The organism is Marimonas arenosa (assembly GCF_030848945.1).
In the GTDB taxonomy this organism is placed as follows: Bacteria; Pseudomonadota; Alphaproteobacteria; order Rhodobacterales; family Rhodobacteraceae; genus Marimonas; species Marimonas arenosa.
In genome coordinates this window covers 535716-559457 of the sequence record NZ_JANHAX010000002.1, presented here as the reverse complement: position 1 = coordinate 559457, position 23742 = coordinate 535716, and the positions used below count along the sequence as shown (strand labels likewise).

Sequence of the window (23742 nt, the reverse complement as noted above, 5' to 3'; positions counted from 1 at the left end):
CCTTGTTTTTTTCCGGATCCTTTCAGCCTTCGCCGCCGCTTTCACCGGTTTCCTGCTGCGGCGCCTCCTCATCACGTATGATCTCGACCTTGACTTTGGCCACGAACGCCGCCAAGGCCCCGAGCACCGCCAGCACCGGCGCGGCGATCACGACTGCACCACCGGCAATCGCACCCACGGTCAGCGGGATATCGACCGCGATATCTCCATCCGGTTCCAATATGCGTAGCCGCCGGACCTGACCCTCAGCGGCCATCTTCTTTACGAAATCCACCAGTTGCTCGCCGGCAACTTCGATCTCTTCCACCCATGTGGTTTTCTTTTCGGCATTCGTTTCGACGTTCTTTTCGCCGTTCTGTCTTGCGTCAGACATCTCACACCTCTTCGCTGAGTCCATTCGGCGCGAAGTGTATACGGCCTGTGCCGACATCGGCATGACGCAGATCACGTCTGGCCGGGACGGCAAAACTCCGCTCACAGGCAACGGCGCATGTCGACCGCCGGGAAGAACAGCCCCGGCCGCAATCGCAACTCGATCTCCGCCGCACCTTCGAACCCCAGAGCGTGATAGAACGGCACCGCCGTGCGGGTGCTGAGGCAGCACAGGAGCCGCATCCCCGCCGCCCGCGCCTGGGCGATCGCTGCCAGCATCAGCGCCCGCGTCACCCCCTGCCTGAGACATTCCGGGTCGCAGGCGACGTGCCGGACATGGCCCACGTCCTCGCCGCCCGAACCACCCTGCGGTGCCGCCGGTGTCCAGCCACCGACGGCGGCGACACGCCCGGCCCGCTCGGCCACCAGATAGCCGGGCTGGGCCAGCAATTCGGGCCGCACCCGCGTCAGGATCGGCAGAACCTCCTGCAACAGCACCTCGGGATAGTCGGCGGCAAGCAACGTGCCGTAGGAGCGCGCCAGCACGTTGCCGATGCTTGCGCGATCCCGGCTGCGGGCGGAACGGATGATCAGGTCCGGCATGGCGGGGGTCCTCGCTGTTGTCTCCCGCGCCGATCCGGCCCTGCCTGAAAAAGAAAAAGGCCGCGTCCGGATCGGGCGCGGCCTTGGCGTTGTCTCGGGCGACGATCTTACTTGATCTTGCCTTCCTTGTACTCGACATGCTTGCGCGCCACGGGGTCGTATTTCCGTACGGTCATCTTTTCCGTCATGGTGCGAGCGTTCTTCTTGGTCACATAAAAGTGGCCCGTGCCGGCGGTCGAGTTCAGGCGGATCTTGATGGTGGTCGGCTTCGCCATGGTCTGTCTCCTGCAGCGGGCGGCCATGCGCCCGCGAAATTCTTATGAAGCCTGCCTTTTAGAGAATACCGCGCACGAGTCAACCGGGTTTTGCACGCTCGCGCGCGGTAAATGAACAATCAGTAATGGTTGTGCATACAAGGGCTGGTGTCGGGTGTCACAACCGAGAAGTCGTCCTCATAGAAGACGAGCACGCAACAGCCGCCGTTCTCGTTCGGCATGTTACAGCCCTTGCCGTCGCGCTCCTTGGTCTCGCCATCGAGCTCGAAGCTCACGGTCCAGTCATCGCCGCTGCCGCTCTCAGATTTCAGCGTCTGGGTCGACGTTGCCTGACCCGGCGACAGGCTCGCAGCCGTTAACACGGTCGTGTTGGTCTTGTCCCCGCATTCGTGCTTGATCGACACGTTGCTGATCGTCTTGCCGGTCGCGTTCACACCGACGTAGGTACCGGTATAGTTGGTCATTGGATATCTCCTGATTGAAATAACTTGGAAAAGACTGCACGGGCTTAAAAAACAAGCCCGGCCAGAGAACTTTGATCGGCGCGAGCACCAGATCACAATACAGCTCAGTGGTGACAACGAAAGTAAGGTATTCCTGCGATCGATACCTTGCCAAGGTGCCTCAGGTCACCACCTTGCCCAACCCCTCGGCCAGCATGTCCCACACCCGCCGCACCCGCGGCGTGTGCCGCAACGCCTCATGTGCCGCCAACCAGACCGGCAGAGGCGGGATCGGCACCCCGAGGTCGATCTTGACCATATCCGGGTCACGCCGCGCCACCATCGCCTGGCCGAAGCCCAGACCGCAGCCGGCCCGGACCAGTTCCCAATAGACCGTCTGGTCGTCGCAGCGGACCGGAAAATCCTCGCGCGAGACATCGAAACCCTGCGCCTGCATCCCGCGCACGATCAACTCGCTGCGGTCATAGCCGACGATCTCATGCGCCCGAAGCATTTCGGCGTTATCGGGCAGCCCGCGCCGTTCGACATAACTCCGGGCCGCAAAAAGCCCCAACTCGATATCACCCAGATACCGCGCCACGATGTCGAGCTGTTCGGGCCGGTACATCCGCACGGCGATATCGGCCTCGCGATAGAGCAGGTTCTCGCTGGTGTCCGACGGCACCAGTTCCACCGCCACCTCCGGCAATTCTGCCCGGATCCGCGCCACGATGGCCGGCAGCACATGATGGCAGACCATCTTGCTGGCAGTCAGCCGCACATTGCCCCGCAGTTTCCCCTCGTGGCCGGCGGCATACATGGCGATCTCACGCGTCGCCTCGCGCATCGCCCGTGCCGCCGGCAGCAGCGCCGCTCCGTCCTCGGTCAGGGCCAGCCCCTTGGGGTGGCGCCGGAACAGCACCAGCCCCAGCGCGGCCTCGATCGCCTTCACTTGCCGTCCCAGCGTCGGCTGGCTGGCGCTCGTCACCCGCGCCGCCGCGCTCAGGGACCCGGTGTCCGCTACCGCCAGAAAGGCCTGCACCAGGGCCCAATCGAGTTTTCCGATCTCTCCTACCATTCATTTATGAATACATGCCTTCATCTTTTTGACAATTCCTATTCTCTGAAGAAACCCTATCTTGATCTCGTTCCACTTTGATCAGGAGGTTTACATGTCCAAAACGGCCCTCATCCTCGGCGCCAGCGGCAAGATCGGCACCCATGCCGCCCGCGCCTTCGCCGCCCGCGGCTGGACCATCCGCCGCTTCAACCGCGCCACCGACGACATGACCCGGGCCGCCCAGGGGTGCGATCTCATCGTCAACGGCCTGAACCCGCCCAACTACCACAACTGGGTCGAACTGATCCCCGCGATTACCGCTCAGGTCATCGCCGCAGCGCAGGCCTCGGGTGCCACCGTGCTCATTCCCGGCAATGTCTATCATTTCGGGGACACCCCCGGCGAATGGTCCGAAACCACGTCGCCCCAGCCTTGCTCGCGCAAAGGCCGCATCCGTCTCGACATGGAACGCAGCTACCGCGCCAGCGGTGTGCAGACCATCGTCCTGCGGGCAGGTGATTTCATCGACCCCGACCACCAGGGTGACATCATGAGCCTGATGCTGCTCTCCAAGATCAAACGCGGCCGTATCACCGCCCCCGGCCCGACCGACAGGCTGCATACCTATGCCTATCTGCCCGACTGGGCCGATGCGGCGGCGAGCCTTGCGGAAAGTCGGGACGACTTGGGTGGTTTCGAGGATATCCCCTTCCCCGGCCATGCCTTCAGCCTCGACACGCTGCGGGCCGAACTCGAATCCATCCTGAACCGCAAGCTGGCGTTCTCGCGCTTCCCCTGGTGGCTCATCACCCTCGCCTCGCCAGTCTGGGAACTGGCCCGCGAATTGCGGGAAATGCGCTACCTCTGGGAGGTGCCGCACAGCCTGTCATCCCGGAGGTTCGACACGCTGCTGCCCGATTTCGAACCGACGCCGCTGCGCGAGGTGCTCGCCGCCGCGTTACCAGCGGATATCCACCCAGACCAGCCGGTGACGGCTGGCGCGGGTCGCAATCTCCTGGTCTGACTCGCCCGGCGCGGGCCACCAGACGCCCGCGCCCATTACCTCAAGCCCCGCTGACGGCAAGACGTAGTCCACCCGAAGGTTCCCCGGCCCGCCCGCCTCGGCCCTCGGCCAGTCCACCGTATCCAGCGCCGGGTCGCCCCGATGGTCCGCATCCGCCGCCGCCCCGGCGCCGGCGCTGCGCGGGGCCGGGTCCTGCAGCCGCTTGTCGCTCAGCAGCCCCGTAATCGCCACCTTGATCCCCTCGCCGTCCAACGGGTCGAGATTGGCATCCCCCGCGATCACGAAAGGTCCATCCGGCACGCCGCCATAAGCTCCGTCCAGCAGGTGCCGCCACAATACGATCTCGTCGTGATTGCGCTTGCCGTTGCGGTCTTCCGGCCCGTCAAAAACCGGCGGCGTGGCATGGAAGGCCATCACGCTCAGGTTCCGCCCGCCGATCTCCACCGGCACCACCCAATGCCCCACCGAGCTCAACCGCTGCGCCTCATAGGCTGCCTCAGACGGGACCAGCTTGCCCTCCTCGCGCGGCAGCAGCGCCCAGTCCTGCCCGGCCCACAAGAGCCCGCTCAGATCACGCGCCGCGCCGATGCGAAACCGCGACAGCACTGCCATGCCGCCATCGCCGGCATACCGGCCCCAGCCCTGGGAGTCGCCGGGCCCGCCCAGCCGTCCGTCGCCGTCAAGATCCAGTCCCGTCGCCCGGCCGCTGTTGGGCCGGGCCGCGAACAGAAAAGGCATCCGGTGGCCGCGCTGGGCCACCAGCGCTTCCAGCGCGGTCAGCGTCAGATTGCCATGGTCATAGTCGATCCCGTTCAACACCAGCACGTCCGGCGCGACGCGGGCGATCACCTCGGCGACCGCGTCAGCCTGGTCATCTCCCTTCAGGATATCGCGCAGCAAAAGTCCCGGTCCCTTGCGGGACAGCTCGGCATTGAAGGTGGCAATCCGGATGTCTTCGGCCTGAACGGTTCCGGCGGACAGCGCCGCCAGGGCCAGAAGGATCAGGCGTGCTGCAAGCCTTCGCGCTCGGCCTTGGCTTCGGCATAGGCGCGCATCCGTTTTTCCTCGATCAGGTCGGCCACGCGGCTCATCGCTATGCCGCGCATGATCATGCTTGCTGGCAGAAAGGCCCATGCGCTCATCGTCCAGATCAGTGTCTGCGGGTTGTCCATGGTGATCGGATCGATCAGATCCGCCGCCGCTTTGACAACCGCTGGGATCAGGAATGGCAGTAAAATCCCTAACATAATGTTAAGACCGGCGTCGCGCTTCAACCGTGCCAGCACATCTCCGCCCGCGGTCGGGTCGAACAGCGGCAGGTTGACCCAGACGTTGAACGCCCCTTTGCGGGTGGGCCAGCCCATCAACCGCACCAGCGTCACGAAAACGAACAGGGACAACAGGGACAGCATGTAGGAAATCCCGGCCGCCGTGCGCACCGACGACACCAGCGCCGGGTCGCTGTTGTCGGGCAGCATCAACACCACAAGACGGACCGGCGAATAGGGAAAATCTATGGCATTGCCCAGAAGCGTGCCGAATTTCGTGGCCAGCGTCGCCAGGTTACTGGGGTCGGTCTTGCCCGAGCAGATCAGTGACAGCAAGGTCACCGTCAGGAACAGGGCGGCAAAGCGTAGCCGGTTGAATGGCGGCGCGAAACGGAATTCCACGATCGAGGGATACTCGCTGTAGTATTCCATAAAGGTCATGAGGAAAGCGAGGATCGCCACGAGCACGACGATTTGCGTCGTGTCCGAGCTGACATCCGCCAGCATCAGCGACGGCATGGCGATCAAAAGCGCCATCAGGCACGCGCGCACGAGCGCACTTGTCAGTCGGGATACCACTGCCCCATTCCCTTCAAACTGGCCGGAACCGGTGCTCTGCCGGCGCCTTTTTCCAACTTGATGCCGCGAGGGTCCGCGGCCTGCCTCATTCTTGCCCAATTTTTGCCTTCTTTCGCTGTCCGGCTCAAGTCATGGTTAACAAAGACACAAAGTTTCCGACCTTTTGAGGGAACAACTGGTGCGCGAATGCATCAATTTCGGTGCAAAAAAATGGCACGGTCTCAAGCACCTACAAGATGTTGTGGATGTAGCGTCGGGCGCTGCTAGGGCCACCACGATCTGACGCGACTGCGCGTCACTCATTGTTTACCAGACCTAAACAAAAGACCGCCCGGCGTGCGGGCGGCCACATTTCATTCTCGCAACGGCTGATGGCGACGGTCAGACCCAGGGACGTTCGAGCGCCATTTTCTTTTCGAAAGCGTCGATCGATGCCGATTTTTCCAGCGTCAGGCCAATGTCGTCGAGCCCGTTAAGAAGACAATGCTTGCGGTGCGGATCGACCTCGAAGTGGAACACATCGCCGTCCGAGCTGGTCACCGTCTGCGCCTCAAGATCGATCTCCATCCGGGCGTTGGCGCCCTTCTCGGCATCCTTCATCAGCGCGTCCACCTGTTCCTGCGGCAGCACGATCGGCAGGATGCCGTTCTTGAAACAGTTGTTGAAGAAGATGTCGGCAAACGAGGTCGAGATGACCGCCTTGATACCGAAATCCGCCAACGCCCAGGGCGCGTGTTCGCGCGACGAGCCGCAGCCGAAATTATCTCCCGCCACCAGGATCTGCGCCTCGCGATAGGCCGGCTTGTTGAGCACGAAATCGGGAATCTCGTTACCGTCGCGATCATAGCGCATCTCGTCGAACAGGTTGACCCCCAGCCCCGAGCGCTTGATCGTCTTCAGAAACACCTTGGGGATGATCATGTCGGTGTCGATATTCACCAGCGGCATGGGCGCCGCGATCCCGCTGAGTTTGTCGAATTTTTCCATTGTCTGTCTCCTTGGAACGGATGCCGGGCTGAAGCCCGCCCTACGGGTTTGCGTAGGCCGGGCTTCAGCCCGGCACCCCGCGCCTCATGTCAATTCACGTACATCCGTCAGATGACCGGTCACCGCCGCCGCCGCGGCCATCGCCGGGCTCATCAGGTGGGTGCGGCCCTTGTAGCCCTGCCGCCCCTCGAAATTGCGGTTCGAGGTCGAGGCACAGCGCTCTTCCGGGGCCAACTGATCAGGGTTCATCGCAAGGCACATCGAGCAACCGGCCAGCCGCCACTCCGCCCCGGCCTCCTGGAAAATTTCGGCGAGACCTTCCTCCTCGGCCTGCTCACGAACCAGCCCCGAGCCGGGCACGATCATCATCCGCACGCCATCGGCCACCTTGCGACCTTTCAGGACCTTGGCAACCTCGCGCAAATCTTCGATCCGGCCATTGGTGCACGACCCCACGAAGACGGCATCAACCTTGATGTCGGTCAGCTTCTGGCCCGGCGTCAGCCCCATGTAATCAAGCGCGCGCTTCGCCGCCTCGACCTTGCCGCCGGTGAAATCCTCGGGCGACGGCACCACGTCGGTGATCGGCAACACGTCCTCGGGGCTGGTGCCCCAGGTCACCACCGGCTCGATTTCCTCGCCTTTCAGGGTCACGATCTTGTCCCAATGGGCATCATCATCGGAATGGAGTGTCTTCCACCATTCCATCGCCTGCTCCCACTGCCCGCCTTTCGGCGCGTGCGGGCGGCCCTTGATGTATTCAAAGGTCTTTTCATCCGGCGCGATCAGGCCGGCGCGGGCACCACCCTCGATTGCCATGTTGCACACCGTCATGCGGCCTTCCATGGAAAGGTCGCGAATGGCCTCGCCGCAATATTCGATCACGTAACCGGTGCCGCCGGCGGTACCGGTCTTGCCGATCACCGCAAGGGTGATGTCCTTTGCGGTCACGCCGGGCTTCAGCTTGCCGGTGATCTCGACCTTCATGTTCTTCGATTTCTTCTGGATCAGCGTCTGGGTGGCCAGCACATGTTCGACCTCGGAGGTGCCGATCCCGTGCGCCAGCGCGCCGAAGGCGCCATGGGTCGCCGTATGTGAATCGCCGCAGACCACGGTCATCCCCGGCAGGGTCCAGCCCTGTTCCGGCCCGACGATGTGAACGATCCCCTGGCGGATATCGTTCACCGGGTAATAGTGAATACCGAAATCGCGCGCGTTCTTGTCCAGCGCCTCGACCTGGATGCGGCTTTCCTCGGTCATCTGCGCCGGGTCCTCGCGGCCCGGGGTGGTCGGTACGTTATGATCCGGCACCGCGATGGTCTTGTCCGGACTATGCACCTCGCGGTCGGCCAGGCGCAGCCCCTCGAAGGCCTGCGGGCTGGTCACCTCGTGCACCAGATGGCGGTCGATATAGAGCAGGCAGGTGCCATCCTCGGCCTCATGAGCCACGTGGGCATCCCAGATCTTGTCATAGAGCGTTTTGGGGGACATCGGTCCTCTCCCCTTCGGTTGTTCTGAAAATCCAGCGGAACGGATACTCGGCGCCTACAGGCGCGCCAGCACCGAGCACGCCTCGCCGAAAAAGCGTTCGTTGAGCCGCGCGCGGTCTTCCATGTCAAAAACCCGTGTCATGAGCCGTCAGATACAGGCTGACCCCGAGTCCCGCAAGGCCCGACACCATCGGAGCCGCAACCGTCCTCCGCATCCGGAGGCGTCAAAGCCGGTCGGCGGCCCCAAAAACCTCGCGCACCTGACCCAGTCATGAAATCACGCCTTGGCACCTGATCCCTGTTGGTAAGCGTCTATTGTTCTGCTTCTGGTGATTGTTCTTCGGACAATCGTCCAAGTCAGCAACCGTCTTTCCCGACCCGCGCGTGACCTGCGAAAAGCCCGGCTTGTCCGAACCGTGCCGCCGTGCAACTCTGTCTCGGCAGACAGGCAAGGCGATGACAGAAACCGCGACCCCCCTCGACCAGACCGGCGCCGCCACCCAGAGCGCCCCGGCAAAGCCCGCGACTTCGGCGCAGGATGCGCAGGAAATCGCCCTGTCGCTGGCGGATCGGCTCGAGCGGTTCTTCACCCAGGACCTGATGCGGCCCTGGACAGCCTATCAACTGGTCATCGCGCTGGTTCTCTTCCTGCTCGCCTGGGCACTCTGCCGCTACGTCGCGCCGCGCTTGCGCGAATGGATGCGCACCCGCGAGAACTGGCCGAAATGGCGCTTCCGCTTCCTGCTGCTGATCGAAAAGCGGCTGCAGCTGATATTCTTCAACGCACTGATCTGGCCTACCATCTGGATCATGCGCGAGATCACCTGGCCCGCGCCTTACAACTTCCATTGGCCGTCCCGCTCCTACCTGCTCGGAATCATCGCGAATCTGGCGTTGGCCTGGCTGATCATTGCCGTCCTGTCCCGGCTCATCGTCAACAACTTCCTACGCACCGTGGTGCGCTATGCTGGCTGGACCTGGGTGACGCTGTCGATCCTGAACCTCACCGACGAAGCCCGCACCCTGCTCGACAGCGCCGCAGTCGACCTCGGTACGCTGCACCTGTCGCTCTGGATCCTGATCCAAGCCGTATTTACCCTCGGTGTGCTGTTCGCGATCGCCCGGTTCCTGTCGCAAACCACCTCCACCGGGCTCAAGCGCAACCAAGACATCAGCCCCTCGATGCAGGTGCTGGCGATCAAGTTCATCCAGGTCCTGCTCTACGGTGCAGCGGTGTTCATTGGGCTGAAGGCGATCGGCGTCGATCTCACCGGCCTCGCGGTCCTGTCGGGCGCGATCGGCGTCGGCCTCGGTTTCGGCCTACAGAAAGTGGTGTCAAACCTGGTCTCCGGGGTGATCATCCTGATGGACAAGTCAATCAAGCCCGGCGACGTGATCTCTCTCGGCGAGACCTTCGGTTGGATCGACACGCTGGGCGCGCGCTACACCTCGGTGGTTACCCGCGACGGCAAAGAGTTTCTCATCCCCAACGAAGACCTGATCACCGGCCAGGTGGTCAACTGGTCGCACACCAACGAGTTCGTCCGGCTCGACATCCATTTCGGCACCTCCTATGGCGACGATCCGCACAAGGTCCGGGCGCTGGCGATTGAGGCCGCCAAGGGGGTCGACCGGGTGCTGACCCACAAGCCGCCTGTCTGCCATATCGTCGGCTTCGGCGACAGCTCGGTCGATTACATCCTGCGGTTCTGGATCACCGACCCGACCGGCGGATTGACCAACATCCGCGGCAACGTCTTTCTCGCGCTCTGGGATGCCTTCCAGGAGAACGGCATCACTATCCCCTTCCCGCAGCGCGAAGTGCGCATGCTCGACGGTTCGCAACTGGCAACCAAAGTGCTCGACTGACGGGTCTGATCGGCAGCTGCCATTTTCGAGGGCACCGGGCCTCCGATTTTTCCACCCCCTTGAAGCTTTCGTTGAGAAAACACACATCCGATGCTACGATTCGACCACGCCCGGCATCGGGGGCCTGATCCGGTGTGCAGCAAAGGAGGACCCAAGTCCTGTCAACCGACGTTGATGCGGCCACGGCCGCGCCACAGGGTTATGCCGTCGCGCAGACCCCCGCCGATGTGTCCAGCGAGACGCTTCTCGCGCACATCCTTTCCTCTCTCGACACCGACAAGGCCGAGGACATCGTGCAGATCGACCTGCGCGGCAAATCCTCGATCGGTGATTACATGGTGATCTGCTCGGGGCGCTCCTCGCGGCAGGTGATCGCAATCGCCGAAAAGCTGGTCGAACGGCTCAAGCACGAGCTCGGACGGCTATCGAAGATCGAGGGCAAGGATGCCGGCGACTGGGTGCTGATCGACACCGGCGATATTATCGTCCATGTCTTCCGCCCCGAGGTGCGCGAGTTCTACCAGCTCGAGAAGATGTGGCAGCCGCCCGCCAAGGCTGCCGCAACGGCAACCGCGCAAGCGCAGAGCTGAATGCGGGTCACAATCTGCGCCGTTGGCCGGCTTCGCGCCGGCCCGGAAAAGGTGCTGATCGACGACTATGCTGCGCGGTTCGACCGGACCGGCCGCAGCCTCGGGCTCGGCCCGCTCACCCTTATCGACGTCGAGGACCGCAAGGGCGGCGGCATGACCGGCGAAGCGGTGTTGTTGCAGAAAGCGGTGCCGCAGAGCGCCCGCGTGATCGCGCTCGACGAACGCGGCAAGCTGATGAGTTCTCCCGATTTCGCCGCCACGCTCGCCCGGTTCCGCGATGACGGCACCTCGGACCTCGCCTTCCTCATCGGCGGCGCCGACGGGCTCGACCCCGGGCTACGCGCCGGAGCTGACCTGTCACTCAGCCTGGGTCAAATGGTCTGGCCCCACATGCTGGCCCGCGTCATGCTCTGCGAACAGCTCTACCGCGCCGCCGCGATCCTGGCCGGCACACCCTATCACCGCGCTTGATCGCATTGTGTGCTGCGCACGCTTTATTCCAGTGGATTGGGGGCGCTGCCCCCAAACCCCCGAGGTATTTCTGAACAGAAGAAGCAGCAGCGTGGACGATGCGTTTTCCATCCAGAATTCACGTCTGCGGGTGGGCGAGGGGGCAGACGGGACGTGTCCGCGGGCGGCAATCCGCCGGTTGCTCCCAGCAAGCGGAGGATTTAAAGGCAATCGCAAACGGAAAGGCACGACATGAGCATCCCGAAACCCGTCGTCCTCTGCATCCTCGATGGCTGGGGCCTGCGCGAGGACACCGCCAACAACGCCCCGGCGCTTGCCCACACGCCCGCCTTCGACCAGCTGATGACGACCTATCCCCACAACCGACTGATCACCCACGGCCCGGATGTCGGACTGCCGTCGGGCCAGATGGGCAATTCCGAGGTTGGCCACACCAATATCGGCGCCGGCCGGGTGGTGGCGATGGATCTCGGCCAGATCGACCTGGCGATCGAGGACGGCTCGTTTTTCGCCAATGCCGCGCTGGCAGGGTTCGTCGCGAAGCTGAAGACTTCCGGCGGCACTGCCCATCTAATGGGGCTGGTCTCGGACGGCGGCGTGCATGGTTCGCTCGACCACATGACCGCCGCTGTGAAGGCATTGACCGACGCCGGCATCCCGGTTGCCATCCATGCCATCACCGATGGCCGTGATGTCTCCCCGAAATCGGCGCTCGGCTATGTTGCCACGCTGGAGGCGGCGCTGCCGGCGACGGCCCGCGTCGCCACGCTCACCGGCCGCTATTTCGCCATGGACCGCGACAACCGCTGGGACCGGGTCGCCGAAGCCTACGCTGCCATGATCCGAGGCAACGGCCAGTTCCGTACCGGGTCCGCCACCGCGGCCATCAACAACGGCTATAACCGCTCGGAAACCGACGAGTTCATTCAGGCCACGGTGATCGGCGATTTTTCGGGCGTGCAAGACGGCGATGGCCTCTGGTGCCTCAACTTCCGCGCCGACCGGGCCCGCGAGATCCTGGCCGCCATCGGCGATCCCCGGTTCGACGCGTTCGACACAGGCCCGCGCCCCAGACTCGCCGCGCTGATGGGCATGGTCGAGTATTCCGAGGCCCACAACGCCTACATGACCACGGTCTTCCCGTCGCGCGAGATCGTCAACACGCTCGGCGCCTGGGTGGCGAAACAGGGTCTGAAACAGTTCCGCCTGGCGGAGACCGAGAAATACCCGCATGTCACCTTCTTCCTCAACGGCGGCAAGGAAGCGCCCGAGCTTGGCGAAGACCGTTACATGGCGCCCTCGCCCAAGGTGGCGACCTATGACCTTCAGCCCGAGATGAGCGCCGCCGAGGTGACGGAGCATTTCGTCGCCGCCATCGAAAGCGGCAAATACGACCTGATCGTCACCAACTATGCCAACCCCGACATGGTCGGTCATACCGGCGACCTGCAGGCCGCGATCAAGGCCTGCGAAGCGGTCGACCGCGGGCTCGCCCGGGTGATGCAGGCGCTGGAAAAGGCGGGCGGCGCGATGATCGTCACCGCCGATCACGGCAATTGCGAAACCATGGTCGATCCCGAAACCGGCGGTCCACACACCGCGCATACCACCAACCCGGTGCCGGTGGCGCTGGTAGGTGGTCCCGACGGGGCCACGCTGCGCGCCGGGCGGCTGTCCGATCTCGCCCCGACGCTGCTGCACCTCATGGGCCTGCCACAGCCGCCGGAAATGACCGGCCGGAGCCTGCTGACATGAGCCTGCGCGCCGGCCTTCTCTGCCTGCTGATCGGAGCCGGAACAGCCATGGCCCAGTCCCCCGCCCCGGCTGACGCCGCCCGCGCCGCCGCGGCGCGGCTTGCCAAGGCGACGCAGGGGCTCGACGCGGCCGAGACCGCGCGTGACCGGGTCAAGGCCCTCAGCGAAGCCATCCGCGCCTTCGAGGACGGTCTGGCGGCGATGCGCGAAGGGCTGCGGCGCGCCTCGATCCGCGAACAGACGCTGACCCGCGAACTGGCCGCCCGCGAAACCGAAATCGCCCGTTTGCTTGGCGTGTTGCAATCGATCGGCGACCAGCGCCGGCCGGCGCTGCTGCTGCACCCGGCCGGCCCCACCGGCACCGCGCGGGCCGGCATGATCCTCGCCGACGTGACGCCGGCGCTCAACACGCGTGTAGACGAACTGCGCGCCAAACTCGAAGAAGTCAGTACCCTGCGTCGGCTTCAGGACAGCGCCCGCGAAACCCTGCAGCAGGGTCTCGAGGGCGTTCAGGCCGCCCGCACCCAGCTCAGCCAGGCGGTGGCCGACCGCGACCCGCTGCCCCGCCGGTTCACCGAAGACCCGGTCAAGACCGCGCTGCTGATCGCCTCGTCGGAAACCCTCGAAGGCTTCGCCTCCGGCCTTTCCGAGATCGCGGTCGACGAGGCCGAGGGCTCACTGCCCGATATCGCGCACCGCAAAGGCAAGCTGGCACTGCCGGTGCAGGGCCGACTGCTGCGCGGCTTCATGGGATCGGACGCCGCCGGCATCAAGCGCCCCGGCATCATCGTCGCCACCCGCCCCCGGGCGCTGGTCACCACACCCGCTGCCGCCACCATCCGCTATCACGGCCCGCTGCTCGATTACGGCAATGTGATGATCCTCGAACCGCGAGCCGGGCTTTTGTTCGTGGTCGCCGGGCTCGATGTCGTCTACGGTGACACCGGCCAGGTCCTGCCGGCGGGCTCACCGATCGGTCTGATGGGCGGAGCCGACCCGGGAATCGGCGAGATTCTGACGCAGAGCGGCGAAGGGACTGGTGCCGACCGCACGGAAACGCTCTATATAGAGGTCAGAGAAAACAATGTCCCGACAGACCCGTCTGCCTGGTTCAGCATTGCGAAGGATGGATAAGCGATGAAGAAAGCCCTGATTGCCGCCTGCGTCGGCATCATCTCCGGTGCGGTGGTCACCACCCAGGTGGCCGCCCCGCTTCTGGCACAGGAGGCGGCCAGAACGACGAATGTGTACCAGCAGCTCGATCTGTTCGGCGACATCTTCGAACGCATCCGCTCGCAATATGTCGAAGAGGTCGACGAAACCGAACTGATCGAAGCCGCGATCGACGGCATGCTGACATCGCTCGATCCGCACTCGTCCTATCTCTCGCCCGAGGATGCCGCCGACATGCGGGTCCAGACTCGCGGCGAATTCGGCGGCTTGGGTATCGAGGTGACCCAGGAAGAGGGTTTCGTGAAGGTCGTCTCACCGATCGATGGCACGCCCGCCGACGAAGCCGGCGTCGAGGCCGGCGACTTCATCACCCATGTCGACGGCGAGTCACTCCTTGGCCTGACGCTGGACGAGGCGGTCGACCTGATGCGCGGACCGGTGGGCTCCGAGATCGTCATCACCATCGCCCGCGAAGGCGTGGACGAACCGTTCGACGTGTCGATCATCCGCGACACCATCAAGCTGACCGCCGTGCGCACCCGCACCGAGGGAAAGACCGTGGTGCTGCGGGTGACCACCTTCAACGACCAGACCTATCCCAACCTCGAAGAAGGCATCGCCAAGCAGGTCGAAGAGGCTGGCGGCATCGACGCCGTCAACGGCTTCGTGCTCGACCTGCGCAACAACCCCGGCGGGTTGCTGACCCAGGCGATCAAGGTTTCGGATGCGTTCCTCGAATCCGGCGAGATCGTCTCGACCCGCGGCCGCAATCCGGCCGATGGCGACCGTTACAACGCCCAGTCCGGCGACTTGGCTACGGGCAAGCCGCTGGTCGTTCTGATCAACGGCGGTTCGGCCTCGGCCTCGGAGATCGTCGCCGGAGCGCTGCAGGATCACCGCCGCGCCATCGTTGTCGGCACCCGCAGCTTCGGCAAGGGCTCGGTCCAGACGGTGATGCCGCTCCGCGGCGATGGCGCCATGCGGTTGACCACGGCGCGCTACTACACGCCGTCGGGCCGCTCCATCCAGGCACTCGGCATCTCGCCCGATATTGTGGTGGAACAGCCGCGCCGCGACCCCGGCGCCACCGCCGAGGAGGAAGAGGAAACCAGCGCCGCCCGCCGCGCCCGGTCCGAGGCCGATCTGCGCGGGGCGTTGTCGAACGACAGCCTGACCGAGGACGAGATCCGCCAGATCGAAGACGACCGCGCCAAAGCCGAGGCCTCGGCCAAGCTGCGCGAAGACGACTACCAGCTGGCCTATGCCATCGACATCCTCAAGGGTCTGACGGCGCTCGGCGACAAGGACTGAGCACCGATCCAGCCACCGGACACCAGGCAGGGCCGCGGGAAACCGCGGCCCTTTTCCTTGCCCTCCGCGCACATTAGAGTCAGCGGCAACACACTGCCACCTGAAGGCCCCGCATGAGCCCCGACGACATCGCCCGCCTGCCCTATCGCCGCAATGTCGGCGTGATGCTCGCCAATCCGGCGGGCCTCGTCTTCGTCGGCCAGCGGATCGACAACGACCAGGCTGCATGGCAAATGCCCCAGGGCGGAATCGACAAGGGCGAGGATCCGAAGGACGCCGCCCTGCGGGAGTTGGAAGAGGAAATCGGCGTGCCGCCGTCGCTGGTGACGGTCGAGGCCGAAACCTCGGGCTGGGTGACCTACGACCTGCCCCATGACATCGTGCCACGCATCTGGAAAGGGCGCTTTCGCGGGCAGGAGCAGAAATGGTTCCTGCTGCGCTTCCACGGGGCCGATGCCGACATCAACCTAGAAACCGAGCACCCGGAATTCTCCGCCTGGCGCTGGCTGTCGCCGGAGGAACTGGTGGCTAATATCGTGCCCTTCAAACGCGCGGTCTACGAGCAGGTCCTGGCCGAATTCGGGAGCCACCTGTGATCCGCCTGCGCTGTCTTCCGGGCGTTGCGGCTATGTTTCTCGCGGCGATCCTTGCGGTCGTCGCGGCAGGCCCCGCTGCGGCCCTGTCGTGCCGGCGGCCGGATCTGGCCCGCACTTTTCAGATGGCCGATCAGTCAACCGACACCTATGTCATCGTTCTGGGCGAACTCGATTTCGATGTCTCGCAACTGCCGGGTAACGACCGACCCGGCAACAAGGGCCGGGAACTGACCGCCAAGCTGCACGGCCGGATCATCACCCGAACTGACTATTCCGATTGGATCGACCGGCCGATCACCCTCAACGTCCAATGCGTCTCCGCCTGGTGCGGCTCCGTACCGGTGGGCGAAGACATGCTGATGTTTCTTCGCCAGAGCGGTGCAGGCTATACGCTCGATGTCGGACCTTGCGGCGGCTATGTGTTCCTGCGGCCGGATCACAACCTGATCGCGCTGGCCCGAAACTGCCTTGCCGGCGGCCCCTGCGAACCACGTTGACGCAGCCGCCACAGGGCGTGCATCGATCAAGGGCGTTAGGTTCCGAATGTCGCGGAACCCCGGTTATCCCACCTTCGGTGTCAACCCGGGCGGACACCACGCGAAGCCCCGTTCACCCCGCCAGCGTACGCTGCCTTAACCCGGAGGCCCATCGCACCATACTCTACCGTATGCCATACAGGATGCCAGCCAGACTGCCAGCCGGGCTGCCATACCACGGTTTCCTACCGTCCGGTGGCGTTAACCTCTGCCGCCGGGAAGGGATTTTCAGGACGCGATTTCCTGCATCGCGGCGAGAAACTGCGCCACCTCGCCCAGCGAATTGTAATGGCACAGCGACACCCGAACACAGCCCTCGAGCCCGAGCGGCTCAAGCACGTTGCCCGAGTAGTGATCGGCCTTCCTGAGATGCGTCCGAATCCCCTGCGCGTTCAGTCGCGCGACAACATCCACAGGCGCAACCCCTTGAACATTAAGGGAAACCAGACCTTCCCGCGCGGGATTGTCGATCCCGCCGATGATCTCGACCTTGTCCATCGCCGCCAGCCCCGGCAGGTTTCCGGTGCCATGCAGCATCGCATCGCTCAGCCGCTTTTCATGCTCATGAATGGCAGCCCCGGCCGCTCGCAGCCGGGCGGTGCGGTCGCTCTCGTCCGACACTTCGCCGCCGAGCCAGTCGAGATAGGACACCACGTCGGAAAAGGTCGCATACGCTCCCGTGTCCCGTGTCCCCATCTCCCAGTTTTTCTCCGGCCCTTTCAACAGGTTATTGTGCGGCAACGACGCCAAACGATCAGAGATCCAAGCCAGCCCGTAACCGTGACGCGAGAACATCTTGTAGGGTGAAATCACATAGCCGTCGACCCCCATGTCCCCCAGATCGATCCGCCCGTGCGCGGCGTGCTGGATACCGTCGACGATGATAAAGCAGTCCGGGTTCACCGCCCGGATCGCCTTGGCAATTGCCGCCACGTCCACCCCCATGCCGGTCACCGGCGAGGTGTGCAAAATCGTTGCCACAACGGTGTCTTGCGTGATCTCTGGCGCATAATGCCCGACCCCCACCGTGCCGCTGGCATCGTCATGCGGCACCAGCACATGGGCCTGTCCCGCGATCCCCGCCCAACGCGCCGCCGCGCTGCGTGAGGCCGGATGCTCCAACGTCGAACCCAGCACGCGCCCCGGCCCGGCCCCCAGGCAAGCCGCCGAAATCAGGCGAAAAAGCAACTCGGTGCCGCTTTCACCGACGAAAAACTGCCCGTCCGGCGGTGTCATCAGATCGGCCATGTCGGCCCGCGCCCGGGCAATCACATCGACCAGCGCGTGGCTCGCCACGTTGTCGCGGCCCTGGTTGTCGGGAATGGCGGCATAAAACGCCGAGGTTTCGACCACCGACTTCAGCGTCAGCGCGCCGCCGGCATTTTCGAAGAACACCCGCTCGCCCTGGAACGGATCGCTTGCGACATGCGCAAACCGGGCCCGAATCCGCTCCAGAAGATCGTCTGAAATCATGGGCATAGGTTTAACTCCCCTGTCTTGCGCGCAACGCTATCGCGCGCCACGAAAAAAGGCCACCGCGTCCTGCGATGGCCTTTGCGTTTTCGTAGGGCGGGCTTCAGCCCGCCACACCGTCAAAGCCCCGGATAAAGCGGGAACTTGGCGCACATCCCGGCCACTTCGGCCTTTACCTTTTCTTCCACGGCACCGTTGCCATCCTCGCCATTGGCCGCCAACCCGTCGACCACCTCGATGATCCAGTCGGCGATCTGGCGGAACTCAGGCTCACCAAAGCCGCGCGTCGTGCCGGCCGGCGAGCCCAGCCGCACGCCGCTGGTGATGGTGGGCTTTTCCGGATCGAACGGCACGCCGTTCTTGTTGCAGGTGATATGCGCCCGGCCCAGCGCCTTTTCGGTCGCGTTGCCCTTCACACCCTTGGGTCGCAGGTCCACCAGCAACACATGCGTGTCGGTCCCGCCGGTCACCAGGTCCAGCCCGCCTTTCATCAGCTGATCGCCCATCGCCTGTGCGTTGGCCACCACGTCCCTGGCGTATTGCTTGAAATCCGGGCGCAGTGCCTCGCCAAAGGCCACCGCCTTGGCGGCGATCACATGCATCAACGGCCCGCCCTGAATGCCGGGGAAGATGGCAGAGTTCACCTTCTTAGCAATCTCTTCATCATTTGTGAGGATCATGCCCCCACGCGGCCCACGCAGCGTCTTGTGCGTCGTGGTGGTCGCCACATCGGCATAGGGAAACGGGCTGGGATGCTCGCCCGCCGCCACCAGACCGGCGAAATGCGCCATGTCGACATGCAGCCAGGCGCCCACCATGTCGGCGATCTCGCGCATGCGGGCGAAATCGATCTGCCGCGGAATGGCGCTGCCGCCGGCGATGATCAGCTTGGGCGCATGCTGCTTGGCCAGTGCCTCGACCTGGTCGTAGTCCAGCTGGTTGTCCTGCTTGCGCACCCCATACTGGATGGCGTTGAACCACTTGCCCGACTGGTTCGGCTTGGCGCCGTGGGTCAGGTGGCCGCCGGCATCCAGGCTCATGCCCAGGATCGTATCGCCCGGTTGCAGCAGCGCCTGGTATACCCCCTGGTTGGCCTGGCTGCCCGAATTGGGCTGCACATTGGCGAAGTCGCAGTCGAACAGCTCTTTCGCCCGGTCGATCGCCAGGTTCTCGGCAATATCGACGAACTGGCAGCCGCCGTAATACCGCCGCCCGGGATAGCCTTCGGCGTATTTGTTGGTCATCACCGAGCCCTGCGCCTCCATCACGGCGCGGCTGACGATGTTCTCGCTGGCGATAAGCTCGATCTCGTCGCGCTGGCGGCCCAGCTCCTTCTCGATCGCCCCGAAAATCTCGGGGTCGCGGGCGGCGAGTTCTTCGGTGAAAAAGCCGGGATTCGACATGGCTGCTGGTCTCCGTCGCTATCTCTTGCGCGTGGGTTTCAAGCGCTGTCCTATCCCAATCAGCGGCCTGCGGAAAGGCCCCAAAGCGACCTATCCCCTTGCCAGCGCGGCGTCGATCAGGCAGGTGAAGAGACAGGGGGCCGATCCCGCACGAAAAAGCACCGCCGACAGGATGATCATGAGCCTGAAAATCGCTTTCACCGCCTCGGACGCTCCGGTTGCTCAGACCGCGCGGGCCGCGCTGGTGGCGCGGTATGGCGATTGCACGGAATCCAAGGCCGACGTGATCGTGGCTCTGGGAGGCGACGGGTTCATGCTGCATACGCTGCACCGCACGCAAGCGCTCGATGCGCCGGTCTACGGCATGAATCGCGGCACCGTCGGGTTCCTGATGAACGAGTATTCCGAATCCGACCTGCCCGACCGCCTGGCCGCGGCGGAAGAAACAGTGATCAACCCGCTGGCGATGCGGGCCACCCGCAGCGACGGCTCGATACACGAGGCCCTGGCGATCAACGAGGTTTCTCTGTTGCGCATGGGCCCGCAGGCCGCCAAGCTCAAGATCACCGTCGACGGCCGGCTCCGGATGGAGGAGTTGGTCTGCGACGGCGCGCTGGTGGCCACGCCGGCGGGCTCGACCGCCTATAACTACTCCGCCCACGGGCCGATCCTGCCGATCGGCTCGGATGTGCTGGCACTTACCGCGATTGCGCCGTTCCGGCCGCGCCGCTGGCGCGGTGCGCTTCTGCCCAAGTCGGCACATGTTCGCATCGACGTGCAGGAGCCGAAGAAGCGCCCGGTTATGGCCGACGCGGATTCGCGTTCGGTCCTCTACGTCGAAGTGGTGGAAATCCACTCCGAGCCCTCGGTCGCGCACCGGTTGCTGTTCGATCCCGGCCATGGGCTGGAAGAGCGGCTCATTCGCGAGCAGTTCGTCTGAGGGGGCGGATTTCGACACGAAATACGTTTCGTTTTCCGGCACGGAAAACGATAGCCCTGCCTGCATCCCGGGCCCCAAAAAATCCGCGTCGGATTTTGAACCGATTTCCGATGTGAAAACCTGCTACTCCAACAACGCCCGCGCCACGTCCTCGCGGATCTCGCCACGCGCGATCATCTCTGCCGCCACCCGGTCGATCTCTTCACCCGTCGCTCCCGAGGCAATTGCCACGTTGCGCGCATGCAGACCCATATGGCCGCGCTGAATGCCCTCGGTCGCCAGCGCCCTGAGCGCCGAGAAGTTCTGCACCAGCCCGACCGCCGCCATCACCCGGCCCAGCCGGTCGGCCGTGTTGGCCTCCATGATCCCAAGTGCGGCTTGCGCCGTCGGGTGCGCCCGGGTGGCACCACCAACAGTGCCCACCGGCATCGGCAGTTCGATCTCGCCAACCAGATCGTTGCCCTGCTTCCGGTAACGCGTCAGTGGTCCATACCCGCCTTTCGCGGCATAGGCATGCGCCCCCGCTTCCAGCGCCCTGGTGTCGTTACCGGTGGCGAGCCCCACCGCGCTGACGCCGTTCATGATCCCTTTGTTGTGGGTCGCGGCGCGATAGGGATCATGGGCGGCGAACTCCCAGGCCGAAAAGATCCCGTCTACCGTCTCGGCCCCGATCTCCGCTGCGGGCCAGACCGCCCGCGCCCGCACCAGCCGCCGGTCAGCCAAATTGGAAAGGATTCTTAAGCCCACTTTTCCGCCGGTCCAGTTCTCCAGCTCCGGCGCCAGTTTCTCGGCCATGGTGTTGACCGCGTTCGCGCCCATCGCATCGCGCACATCGACGATTAGATGCACTACTAGAAACGGCCCGGCGATCCGCACCTCAAGATCGCGGAACCCGCCGCCCAGCTTGAACAGCATCGGGTCGCAATCGTCACAAACCGCTGCAATCGCCCGCTTTTTCGCTTGCACCGCGGCCTGCGCCGCCGCGAGATCTTCAAGTCCTGTCACCTGCACCTGCGCGATCATGCAGGGGTCGTCGGCCTCTGTCACCACGCCGCCCGTTTCGCGGCAGGCCCGCGCCCCGTTGCAGACCGCGGCGATGACCGAGCTTTCCTCGGTCGCCATCGGCACCAGCACGTCCTGACCGTCGACGATCAGGTTCGTCGCCACTCCCAACGGCACCGCCATCACCGAGATCACATTCTCACTCAGGTGATCCGCCAGTTCCCCGTCATGGCCCGCCGCCGCCATCAGATGCGCAACCTGGGAATCCGCCAGGTCAGTCAGCTCGGCCACTTTGGCCAACCGTTCCTCACGGGTCAGATTGTGAAAACCGGGAATGCGGGATGTAGTCATCTGGAGCTCCTCCTTGCCGGGCGCAAGAGGAGCCGCATCCAGGTCGAACCGTCAAGCGCGACGCCACGAAAAAACTCCGGGGACAATCCGGGCTGTTTCCTCAGTCCGCGTAGCCGATGGTTTTCAGCGCGTCCTTGATCTCGTCGAGGATTGCCGGATCGTCGATCGTGGCCGGCATTTTCCACTCGGTTCCGTCGGCAATCGACACCATGGTGCCGCGCAGGATCTTGCCCGAGCGGGTTTTCGGCAGCCGATCGACCACCACGGCCAGCTTGAACGCCGCCACCGGGCCGATTTTCTCGCGCACCAGTTTCACGACCTCGGCCACGACCTCGTCATGCGGCCGGTCGCAGCCCGCGTTGAGACAGAGGAACCCGACCGGCAACTGACCCTTGAGCTGGTCGGTCACCCCAATCACTGCGCATTCGGCCACGTCCGGGTGCGACGCCAGGACCTCTTCCATCCCGCCAGTGCTCAACCGGTGACCGGCGACGTTGATGACGTCATCGGTGCGCGCCATGATGTACAGGTAACCGTCTTCGTCGATCATCCCCGCGTCACCGGTCTCGTAGTAACCGGGAAAGGTCGAGAGATAGCTCTTCTGGAAGCGCTCGGGCGCGTTCCACAGCGTCGGAAGCGTACCCGGTGGCAGCGGCAGCTTCACTGCGATGGCGCCGAGTTCGCCTGGAGCCACGGGGTTGCCACCCTCGTCCAGCACCTGCACGTCATAGCCCGGCATCGGCACCGATGGGCTGCCCAGTTTCACCGGCAACAGCTCGATTCCAACCGGATTGGCGGCGATGGCCCATCCGGTTTCGGTCTGCCACCAGTGGTCGATCACCGGCACATTCAGCTGTTCCTGGGCCCAGACGATGGTGTCCGGGTCAGCGCGCTCGCCGGCCAGGTAAACCACCCGCAACCCTGAAAGGTCGTATTTCTTGACAAATTCGCCCTTCGGATCCTCGCGTTTGACCGCGCGGAAGGCCGTGGGCGCGGTGAAAAAGCTGCGTACCTTGTGCTCCGAAATCACCCGCCAGAAGGTGCCCGCATCGGGCGTTCCCACCGGCTTGCCCTCGAACACGATGGTGGTGTTGCCATGGATCAGCGGCGCGTAGGCGATATAGGAATGCCCCACGACCCAACCCACATCCGAAGCTGCCCAGAACACCTCGCCCGGGTCGACGTTGTAGACGTTCTTCATCGTCCAGTTCAGCGCCACAAGTTGCCCGGCGGTATGGCGGATCACCCCCTTGGGCTGGCCGGTCGTGCCGCTAGTGTAAAGGATATAGGACGGGTGATTGCCTTCAACTGGCACGCAGTCGGCAGGTTCGGCCGCGGCCACCGCCTCGACCCAGTCGAAATCACGACCTTCGGTCAGTTCCGCTACTTCTTCCTCGCGCTGGAGGATCAACGTGAAATCCGGCTTGTGTTTGGCAATGTCGATGGCCCCGTCAAGCAGTGGCTTGTATTTCACCACCCGCCCCGGCTCCAACCCGCAAGAGGCTGCGATAATCGCCTTCGGTTTGGCGTCGTCGATCCGCACCGCCAGCTCATTGGCCGCAAAGCCGCCGAACACAACCGAATGGATTGCCCCGATCCGGCCACAGGCCAGCATCGCCTCGACTGCCTGCGGGACCATCGGCATGTAGATCACCACCCGGTCGCCCTTGTTGATGCCCTTGGCCTTCAATGCCCCGGCCAGGCTTGCCACCCGGTCTTTCAGCTCGGCATAGGTGATGGTCTCCTTGCGGCCGGTAATCGGACTGTCATAAATGATCGCCGCCTGGTCGGCGCGTCCGCCCTCGACATGGCGATCCACCGCGTTCCAGCAGGTATTGCATGTCCCGTCCGCAAACCATTCGAAAAGGTTGCCGCCCTTCTCGAACAGCGCCTTTGATGGCGCCTTCACCCAGTCGATGGCCTGTGCGGCCTCCATCCAGAATCCCTCGCGGTCGGATTTCCAGGCGTCGTAGACTTCGCGGTATCCCATGGCATACTCCTCCTGTGCTCGCGGTTCTGTTAAGCCTTCGCCACCACGCCGGGCAAGCACCATGCTGGGCCGCGCGTCAGATTATCGCAAGAAATTTGCAATCAGACCGCCCGGACTGGTGCAAATTTTTGCAAACTCTCTGTGAATATGCAGCGGCACTGCATAGTGGCCTGCATTTGCAA

The 23742-nt window shown here is 64.1% G+C and carries 23 protein-coding genes; 10 read left to right on the top strand and 13 right to left on the bottom strand.

What is annotated here, in order from left to right; translation table 11 throughout:
* Nucleotides 1-22: 22 nt before the first annotated feature.
* The 5 genes from NO357_RS08940 to NO357_RS08920 form a co-directional block, all read right to left on the bottom strand.
* The gene (locus NO357_RS08940) at nucleotides 23-373 is read right to left on the bottom strand and encodes a DUF4342 domain-containing protein (RefSeq protein ID WP_306735293.1); all 351 of its coding nucleotides are present in this window, start codon (nucleotides 371-373) and stop codon (nucleotides 23-25) included.
* 101 nt (nucleotides 374-474) lie between these two features.
* A complete protein-coding gene (locus NO357_RS08935; RefSeq protein ID WP_306735292.1) occupies nucleotides 475-975 on the bottom strand; it encodes a GNAT family N-acetyltransferase in 501 nt (166 codons plus the stop codon).
* 107 nt (nucleotides 976-1082) lie between these two features.
* Entirely contained in the window at nucleotides 1083-1250 is a 168-nt protein-coding gene (gene rpmG, locus NO357_RS08930; RefSeq protein ID WP_005630270.1) for a 50S ribosomal protein L33, read from the bottom strand.
* A gap of 119 nt (nucleotides 1251-1369) precedes the next feature.
* Nucleotides 1370-1714 (bottom strand): hypothetical protein, encoded by a 345-nt coding sequence (locus tag NO357_RS08925; RefSeq protein ID WP_306735291.1) that lies wholly within the window; start codon nucleotides 1712-1714, stop codon nucleotides 1370-1372.
* 160 nt (nucleotides 1715-1874) lie between these two features.
* Nucleotides 1875-2771, bottom strand: a complete 897-nt coding sequence (locus NO357_RS08920; RefSeq protein WP_306735290.1) for a LysR family transcriptional regulator — start codon at nucleotides 2769-2771, stop codon at nucleotides 1875-1877.
* Nucleotides 2772-2865: 94 nt separating this feature from the next.
* Here NO357_RS08920 and NO357_RS08915 point away from each other — a divergent pair, with 94 nt between their 5' ends.
* Nucleotides 2866-3777, top strand: a complete 912-nt coding sequence (locus tag NO357_RS08915) for a Rossmann-fold NAD(P)-binding domain-containing protein (protein WP_306735289.1) — start codon at nucleotides 2866-2868, stop codon at nucleotides 3775-3777.
* Here the strand turns inward: NO357_RS08915 and NO357_RS08910 are convergent.
* From NO357_RS08910 to leuC, 4 genes are all read right to left on the bottom strand, one after another.
* The gene (locus NO357_RS08910; protein ID WP_306735288.1) at nucleotides 3712-4677 is read right to left on the bottom strand and encodes an endonuclease/exonuclease/phosphatase family protein; all 966 of its coding nucleotides are present in this window, start codon (nucleotides 4675-4677) and stop codon (nucleotides 3712-3714) included. The genes NO357_RS08915 and NO357_RS08910 overlap by 66 nt on opposite strands.
* 101 nt (nucleotides 4678-4778) lie before the next feature.
* On the bottom strand, nucleotides 4779-5624 hold the full coding sequence (locus tag NO357_RS08905) for a hypothetical protein (protein WP_306735287.1): 846 nt from the start codon (nucleotides 5622-5624) through the stop codon (nucleotides 4779-4781).
* 381 nt (nucleotides 5625-6005) lie between these two features.
* Complete coding sequence (gene leuD, locus NO357_RS08900; protein WP_306735286.1) at nucleotides 6006-6611, bottom strand: 3-isopropylmalate dehydratase small subunit; 606 nt, start codon at nucleotides 6609-6611, stop codon at nucleotides 6006-6008.
* A gap of 84 nt (nucleotides 6612-6695) precedes the next feature.
* Entirely contained in the window at nucleotides 6696-8102 is a 1407-nt protein-coding gene (gene leuC, locus NO357_RS08895; RefSeq protein WP_306735285.1) for a 3-isopropylmalate dehydratase large subunit, read from the bottom strand.
* Between the two features lie 455 nt (nucleotides 8103-8557).
* Here leuC and NO357_RS08890 point away from each other — a divergent pair, with 455 nt between their 5' ends.
* The 8 genes from NO357_RS08890 to NO357_RS08855 all read left to right on the top strand — a co-directional run bounded on the left by NO357_RS08890 (nucleotide 8558) and on the right by NO357_RS08855 (nucleotide 16362).
* Complete coding sequence (locus NO357_RS08890) at nucleotides 8558-9970, top strand: mechanosensitive ion channel family protein (RefSeq protein ID WP_306735284.1); 1413 nt, start codon at nucleotides 8558-8560, stop codon at nucleotides 9968-9970.
* 134 nt (nucleotides 9971-10104) lie between these two features.
* Nucleotides 10105-10560, top strand: coding sequence for a ribosome silencing factor (gene rsfS / locus NO357_RS08885; protein WP_306735283.1), 456 nt, complete (start codon nucleotides 10105-10107; stop codon nucleotides 10558-10560).
* A complete protein-coding gene (rlmH, locus tag NO357_RS08880; RefSeq protein ID WP_306735282.1) occupies nucleotides 10561-11031 on the top strand; it encodes a 23S rRNA (pseudouridine(1915)-N(3))-methyltransferase RlmH in 471 nt (156 codons plus the stop codon).
* 231 nt (nucleotides 11032-11262) lie between these two features.
* Entirely contained in the window at nucleotides 11263-12786 is a 1524-nt protein-coding gene (gene gpmI, locus NO357_RS08875; RefSeq protein WP_306735281.1) for a 2,3-bisphosphoglycerate-independent phosphoglycerate mutase, read from the top strand.
* Nucleotides 12783-13919 (top strand): murein hydrolase activator EnvC family protein, encoded by a 1137-nt coding sequence (locus NO357_RS08870; protein ID WP_306735280.1) that lies wholly within the window; start codon nucleotides 12783-12785, stop codon nucleotides 13917-13919. Before gpmI ends, NO357_RS08870 begins: the two co-directional genes overlap by 4 nt.
* A gap of 3 nt (nucleotides 13920-13922) precedes the next feature.
* The gene (locus NO357_RS08865) at nucleotides 13923-15269 is read left to right on the top strand and encodes a S41 family peptidase (protein WP_306735279.1); all 1347 of its coding nucleotides are present in this window, start codon (nucleotides 13923-13925) and stop codon (nucleotides 15267-15269) included.
* A 113-nt stretch (nucleotides 15270-15382) separates the two neighbouring features.
* On the top strand, nucleotides 15383-15865 hold the full coding sequence (locus NO357_RS08860) for an RNA pyrophosphohydrolase (protein WP_306735278.1): 483 nt from the start codon (nucleotides 15383-15385) through the stop codon (nucleotides 15863-15865).
* A 122-nt stretch (nucleotides 15866-15987) separates the two neighbouring features.
* The gene (locus NO357_RS08855; protein WP_306735277.1) at nucleotides 15988-16362 is read left to right on the top strand and encodes a hypothetical protein; all 375 of its coding nucleotides are present in this window, start codon (nucleotides 15988-15990) and stop codon (nucleotides 16360-16362) included.
* Between the two features lie 267 nt (nucleotides 16363-16629).
* Here NO357_RS08855 and NO357_RS08850 read toward each other — a convergent pair whose 3' ends face one another.
* Nucleotides 16630-17880 carry an aminotransferase class V-fold PLP-dependent enzyme gene (locus NO357_RS08850; RefSeq protein ID WP_306735276.1) on the bottom strand — a complete coding sequence of 417 codons (1251 nt, stop codon included), beginning with the start codon at nucleotides 17878-17880 and terminating at the stop codon, nucleotides 16630-16632.
* 113 nt (nucleotides 17881-17993) lie between these two features.
* Nucleotides 17994-19277 (bottom strand): serine hydroxymethyltransferase, encoded by a 1284-nt coding sequence (gene glyA / locus NO357_RS08845; RefSeq protein WP_306735275.1) that lies wholly within the window; start codon nucleotides 19275-19277, stop codon nucleotides 17994-17996.
* A gap of 178 nt (nucleotides 19278-19455) precedes the next feature.
* Between glyA and NO357_RS08840 the strand changes: the two genes are divergently transcribed.
* The gene (locus NO357_RS08840; RefSeq protein ID WP_306735274.1) at nucleotides 19456-20217 is read left to right on the top strand and encodes an NAD kinase; all 762 of its coding nucleotides are present in this window, start codon (nucleotides 19456-19458) and stop codon (nucleotides 20215-20217) included.
* Between the two features lie 123 nt (nucleotides 20218-20340).
* On the opposite strand, the gene NO357_RS08835 is transcribed toward NO357_RS08840, so the two are convergent.
* Together NO357_RS08835 and prpE are read right to left on the bottom strand one after the other, a co-directional pair.
* Complete coding sequence (locus tag NO357_RS08835) at nucleotides 20341-21570, bottom strand: hydroxymethylglutaryl-CoA reductase, degradative (protein ID WP_306735273.1); 1230 nt, start codon at nucleotides 21568-21570, stop codon at nucleotides 20341-20343.
* Nucleotides 21571-21670: 100 nt separating this feature from the next.
* Complete coding sequence (prpE, locus tag NO357_RS08830) at nucleotides 21671-23560, bottom strand: propionate-CoA ligase PrpE (protein WP_306735272.1); 1890 nt, start codon at nucleotides 23558-23560, stop codon at nucleotides 21671-21673.
* Between the last annotated feature and the right edge of the window lie 182 nt (nucleotides 23561-23742).

Bases quoted from the DNA above. Each gene is read 5' to 3' on its own strand.
- gpmI (WP_306735281.1), top strand. From the start codon at position 11,263: ATGAGCATCCCGAAACCCGTCGTCCTCTGCATCCTCGATGGCTGGGGC.
- glyA (WP_306735275.1), bottom strand. From the start codon at position 19,277: ATGTCGAATCCCGGCTTTTTCACCGAAGAACTCGCCGCCCGCGACCCC.
- rlmH (WP_306735282.1), top strand. From the start codon at position 10,561: ATGCGGGTCACAATCTGCGCCGTTGGCCGGCTTCGCGCCGGCCCGGAA.
- prpE (WP_306735272.1), bottom strand. From the start codon at position 23,560: ATGGGATACCGCGAAGTCTACGACGCCTGGAAATCCGACCGCGAGGGA.
- NO357_RS08890 (WP_306735284.1), top strand. From the start codon at position 8,558: ATGACAGAAACCGCGACCCCCCTCGACCAGACCGGCGCCGCCACCCAG.
- NO357_RS08860 (WP_306735278.1), top strand. From the start codon at position 15,383: ATGAGCCCCGACGACATCGCCCGCCTGCCCTATCGCCGCAATGTCGGC.
- NO357_RS08840 (WP_306735274.1), top strand. From the start codon at position 19,456: ATGAGCCTGAAAATCGCTTTCACCGCCTCGGACGCTCCGGTTGCTCAG.
- NO357_RS08935 (WP_306735292.1), bottom strand. From the start codon at position 975: ATGCCGGACCTGATCATCCGTTCCGCCCGCAGCCGGGATCGCGCAAGC.
- NO357_RS08925 (WP_306735291.1), bottom strand. From the start codon at position 1,714: ATGACCAACTATACCGGTACCTACGTCGGTGTGAACGCGACCGGCAAG.
- rpmG (WP_005630270.1), bottom strand. From the start codon at position 1,250: ATGGCGAAGCCGACCACCATCAAGATCCGCCTGAACTCGACCGCCGGC.
- NO357_RS08940 (WP_306735293.1), bottom strand. From the start codon at position 373: ATGTCTGACGCAAGACAGAACGGCGAAAAGAACGTCGAAACGAATGCC.
- NO357_RS08920 (WP_306735290.1), bottom strand. From the start codon at position 2,771: ATGGTAGGAGAGATCGGAAAACTCGATTGGGCCCTGGTGCAGGCCTTT.
- NO357_RS08850 (WP_306735276.1), bottom strand. From the start codon at position 17,880: ATGCCCATGATTTCAGACGATCTTCTGGAGCGGATTCGGGCCCGGTTT.
- leuD (WP_306735286.1), bottom strand. From the start codon at position 6,611: ATGGAAAAATTCGACAAACTCAGCGGGATCGCGGCGCCCATGCCGCTG.
- NO357_RS08915 (WP_306735289.1), top strand. From the start codon at position 2,866: ATGTCCAAAACGGCCCTCATCCTCGGCGCCAGCGGCAAGATCGGCACC.
- NO357_RS08865 (WP_306735279.1), top strand. From the start codon at position 13,923: ATGAAGAAAGCCCTGATTGCCGCCTGCGTCGGCATCATCTCCGGTGCG.
- NO357_RS08855 (WP_306735277.1), top strand. From the start codon at position 15,988: ATGGCCGATCAGTCAACCGACACCTATGTCATCGTTCTGGGCGAACTC.
- NO357_RS08835 (WP_306735273.1), bottom strand. From the start codon at position 21,570: ATGACTACATCCCGCATTCCCGGTTTTCACAATCTGACCCGTGAGGAA.
- NO357_RS08870 (WP_306735280.1), top strand. From the start codon at position 12,783: ATGAGCCTGCGCGCCGGCCTTCTCTGCCTGCTGATCGGAGCCGGAACA.
- leuC (WP_306735285.1), bottom strand. From the start codon at position 8,102: ATGTCCCCCAAAACGCTCTATGACAAGATCTGGGATGCCCACGTGGCT.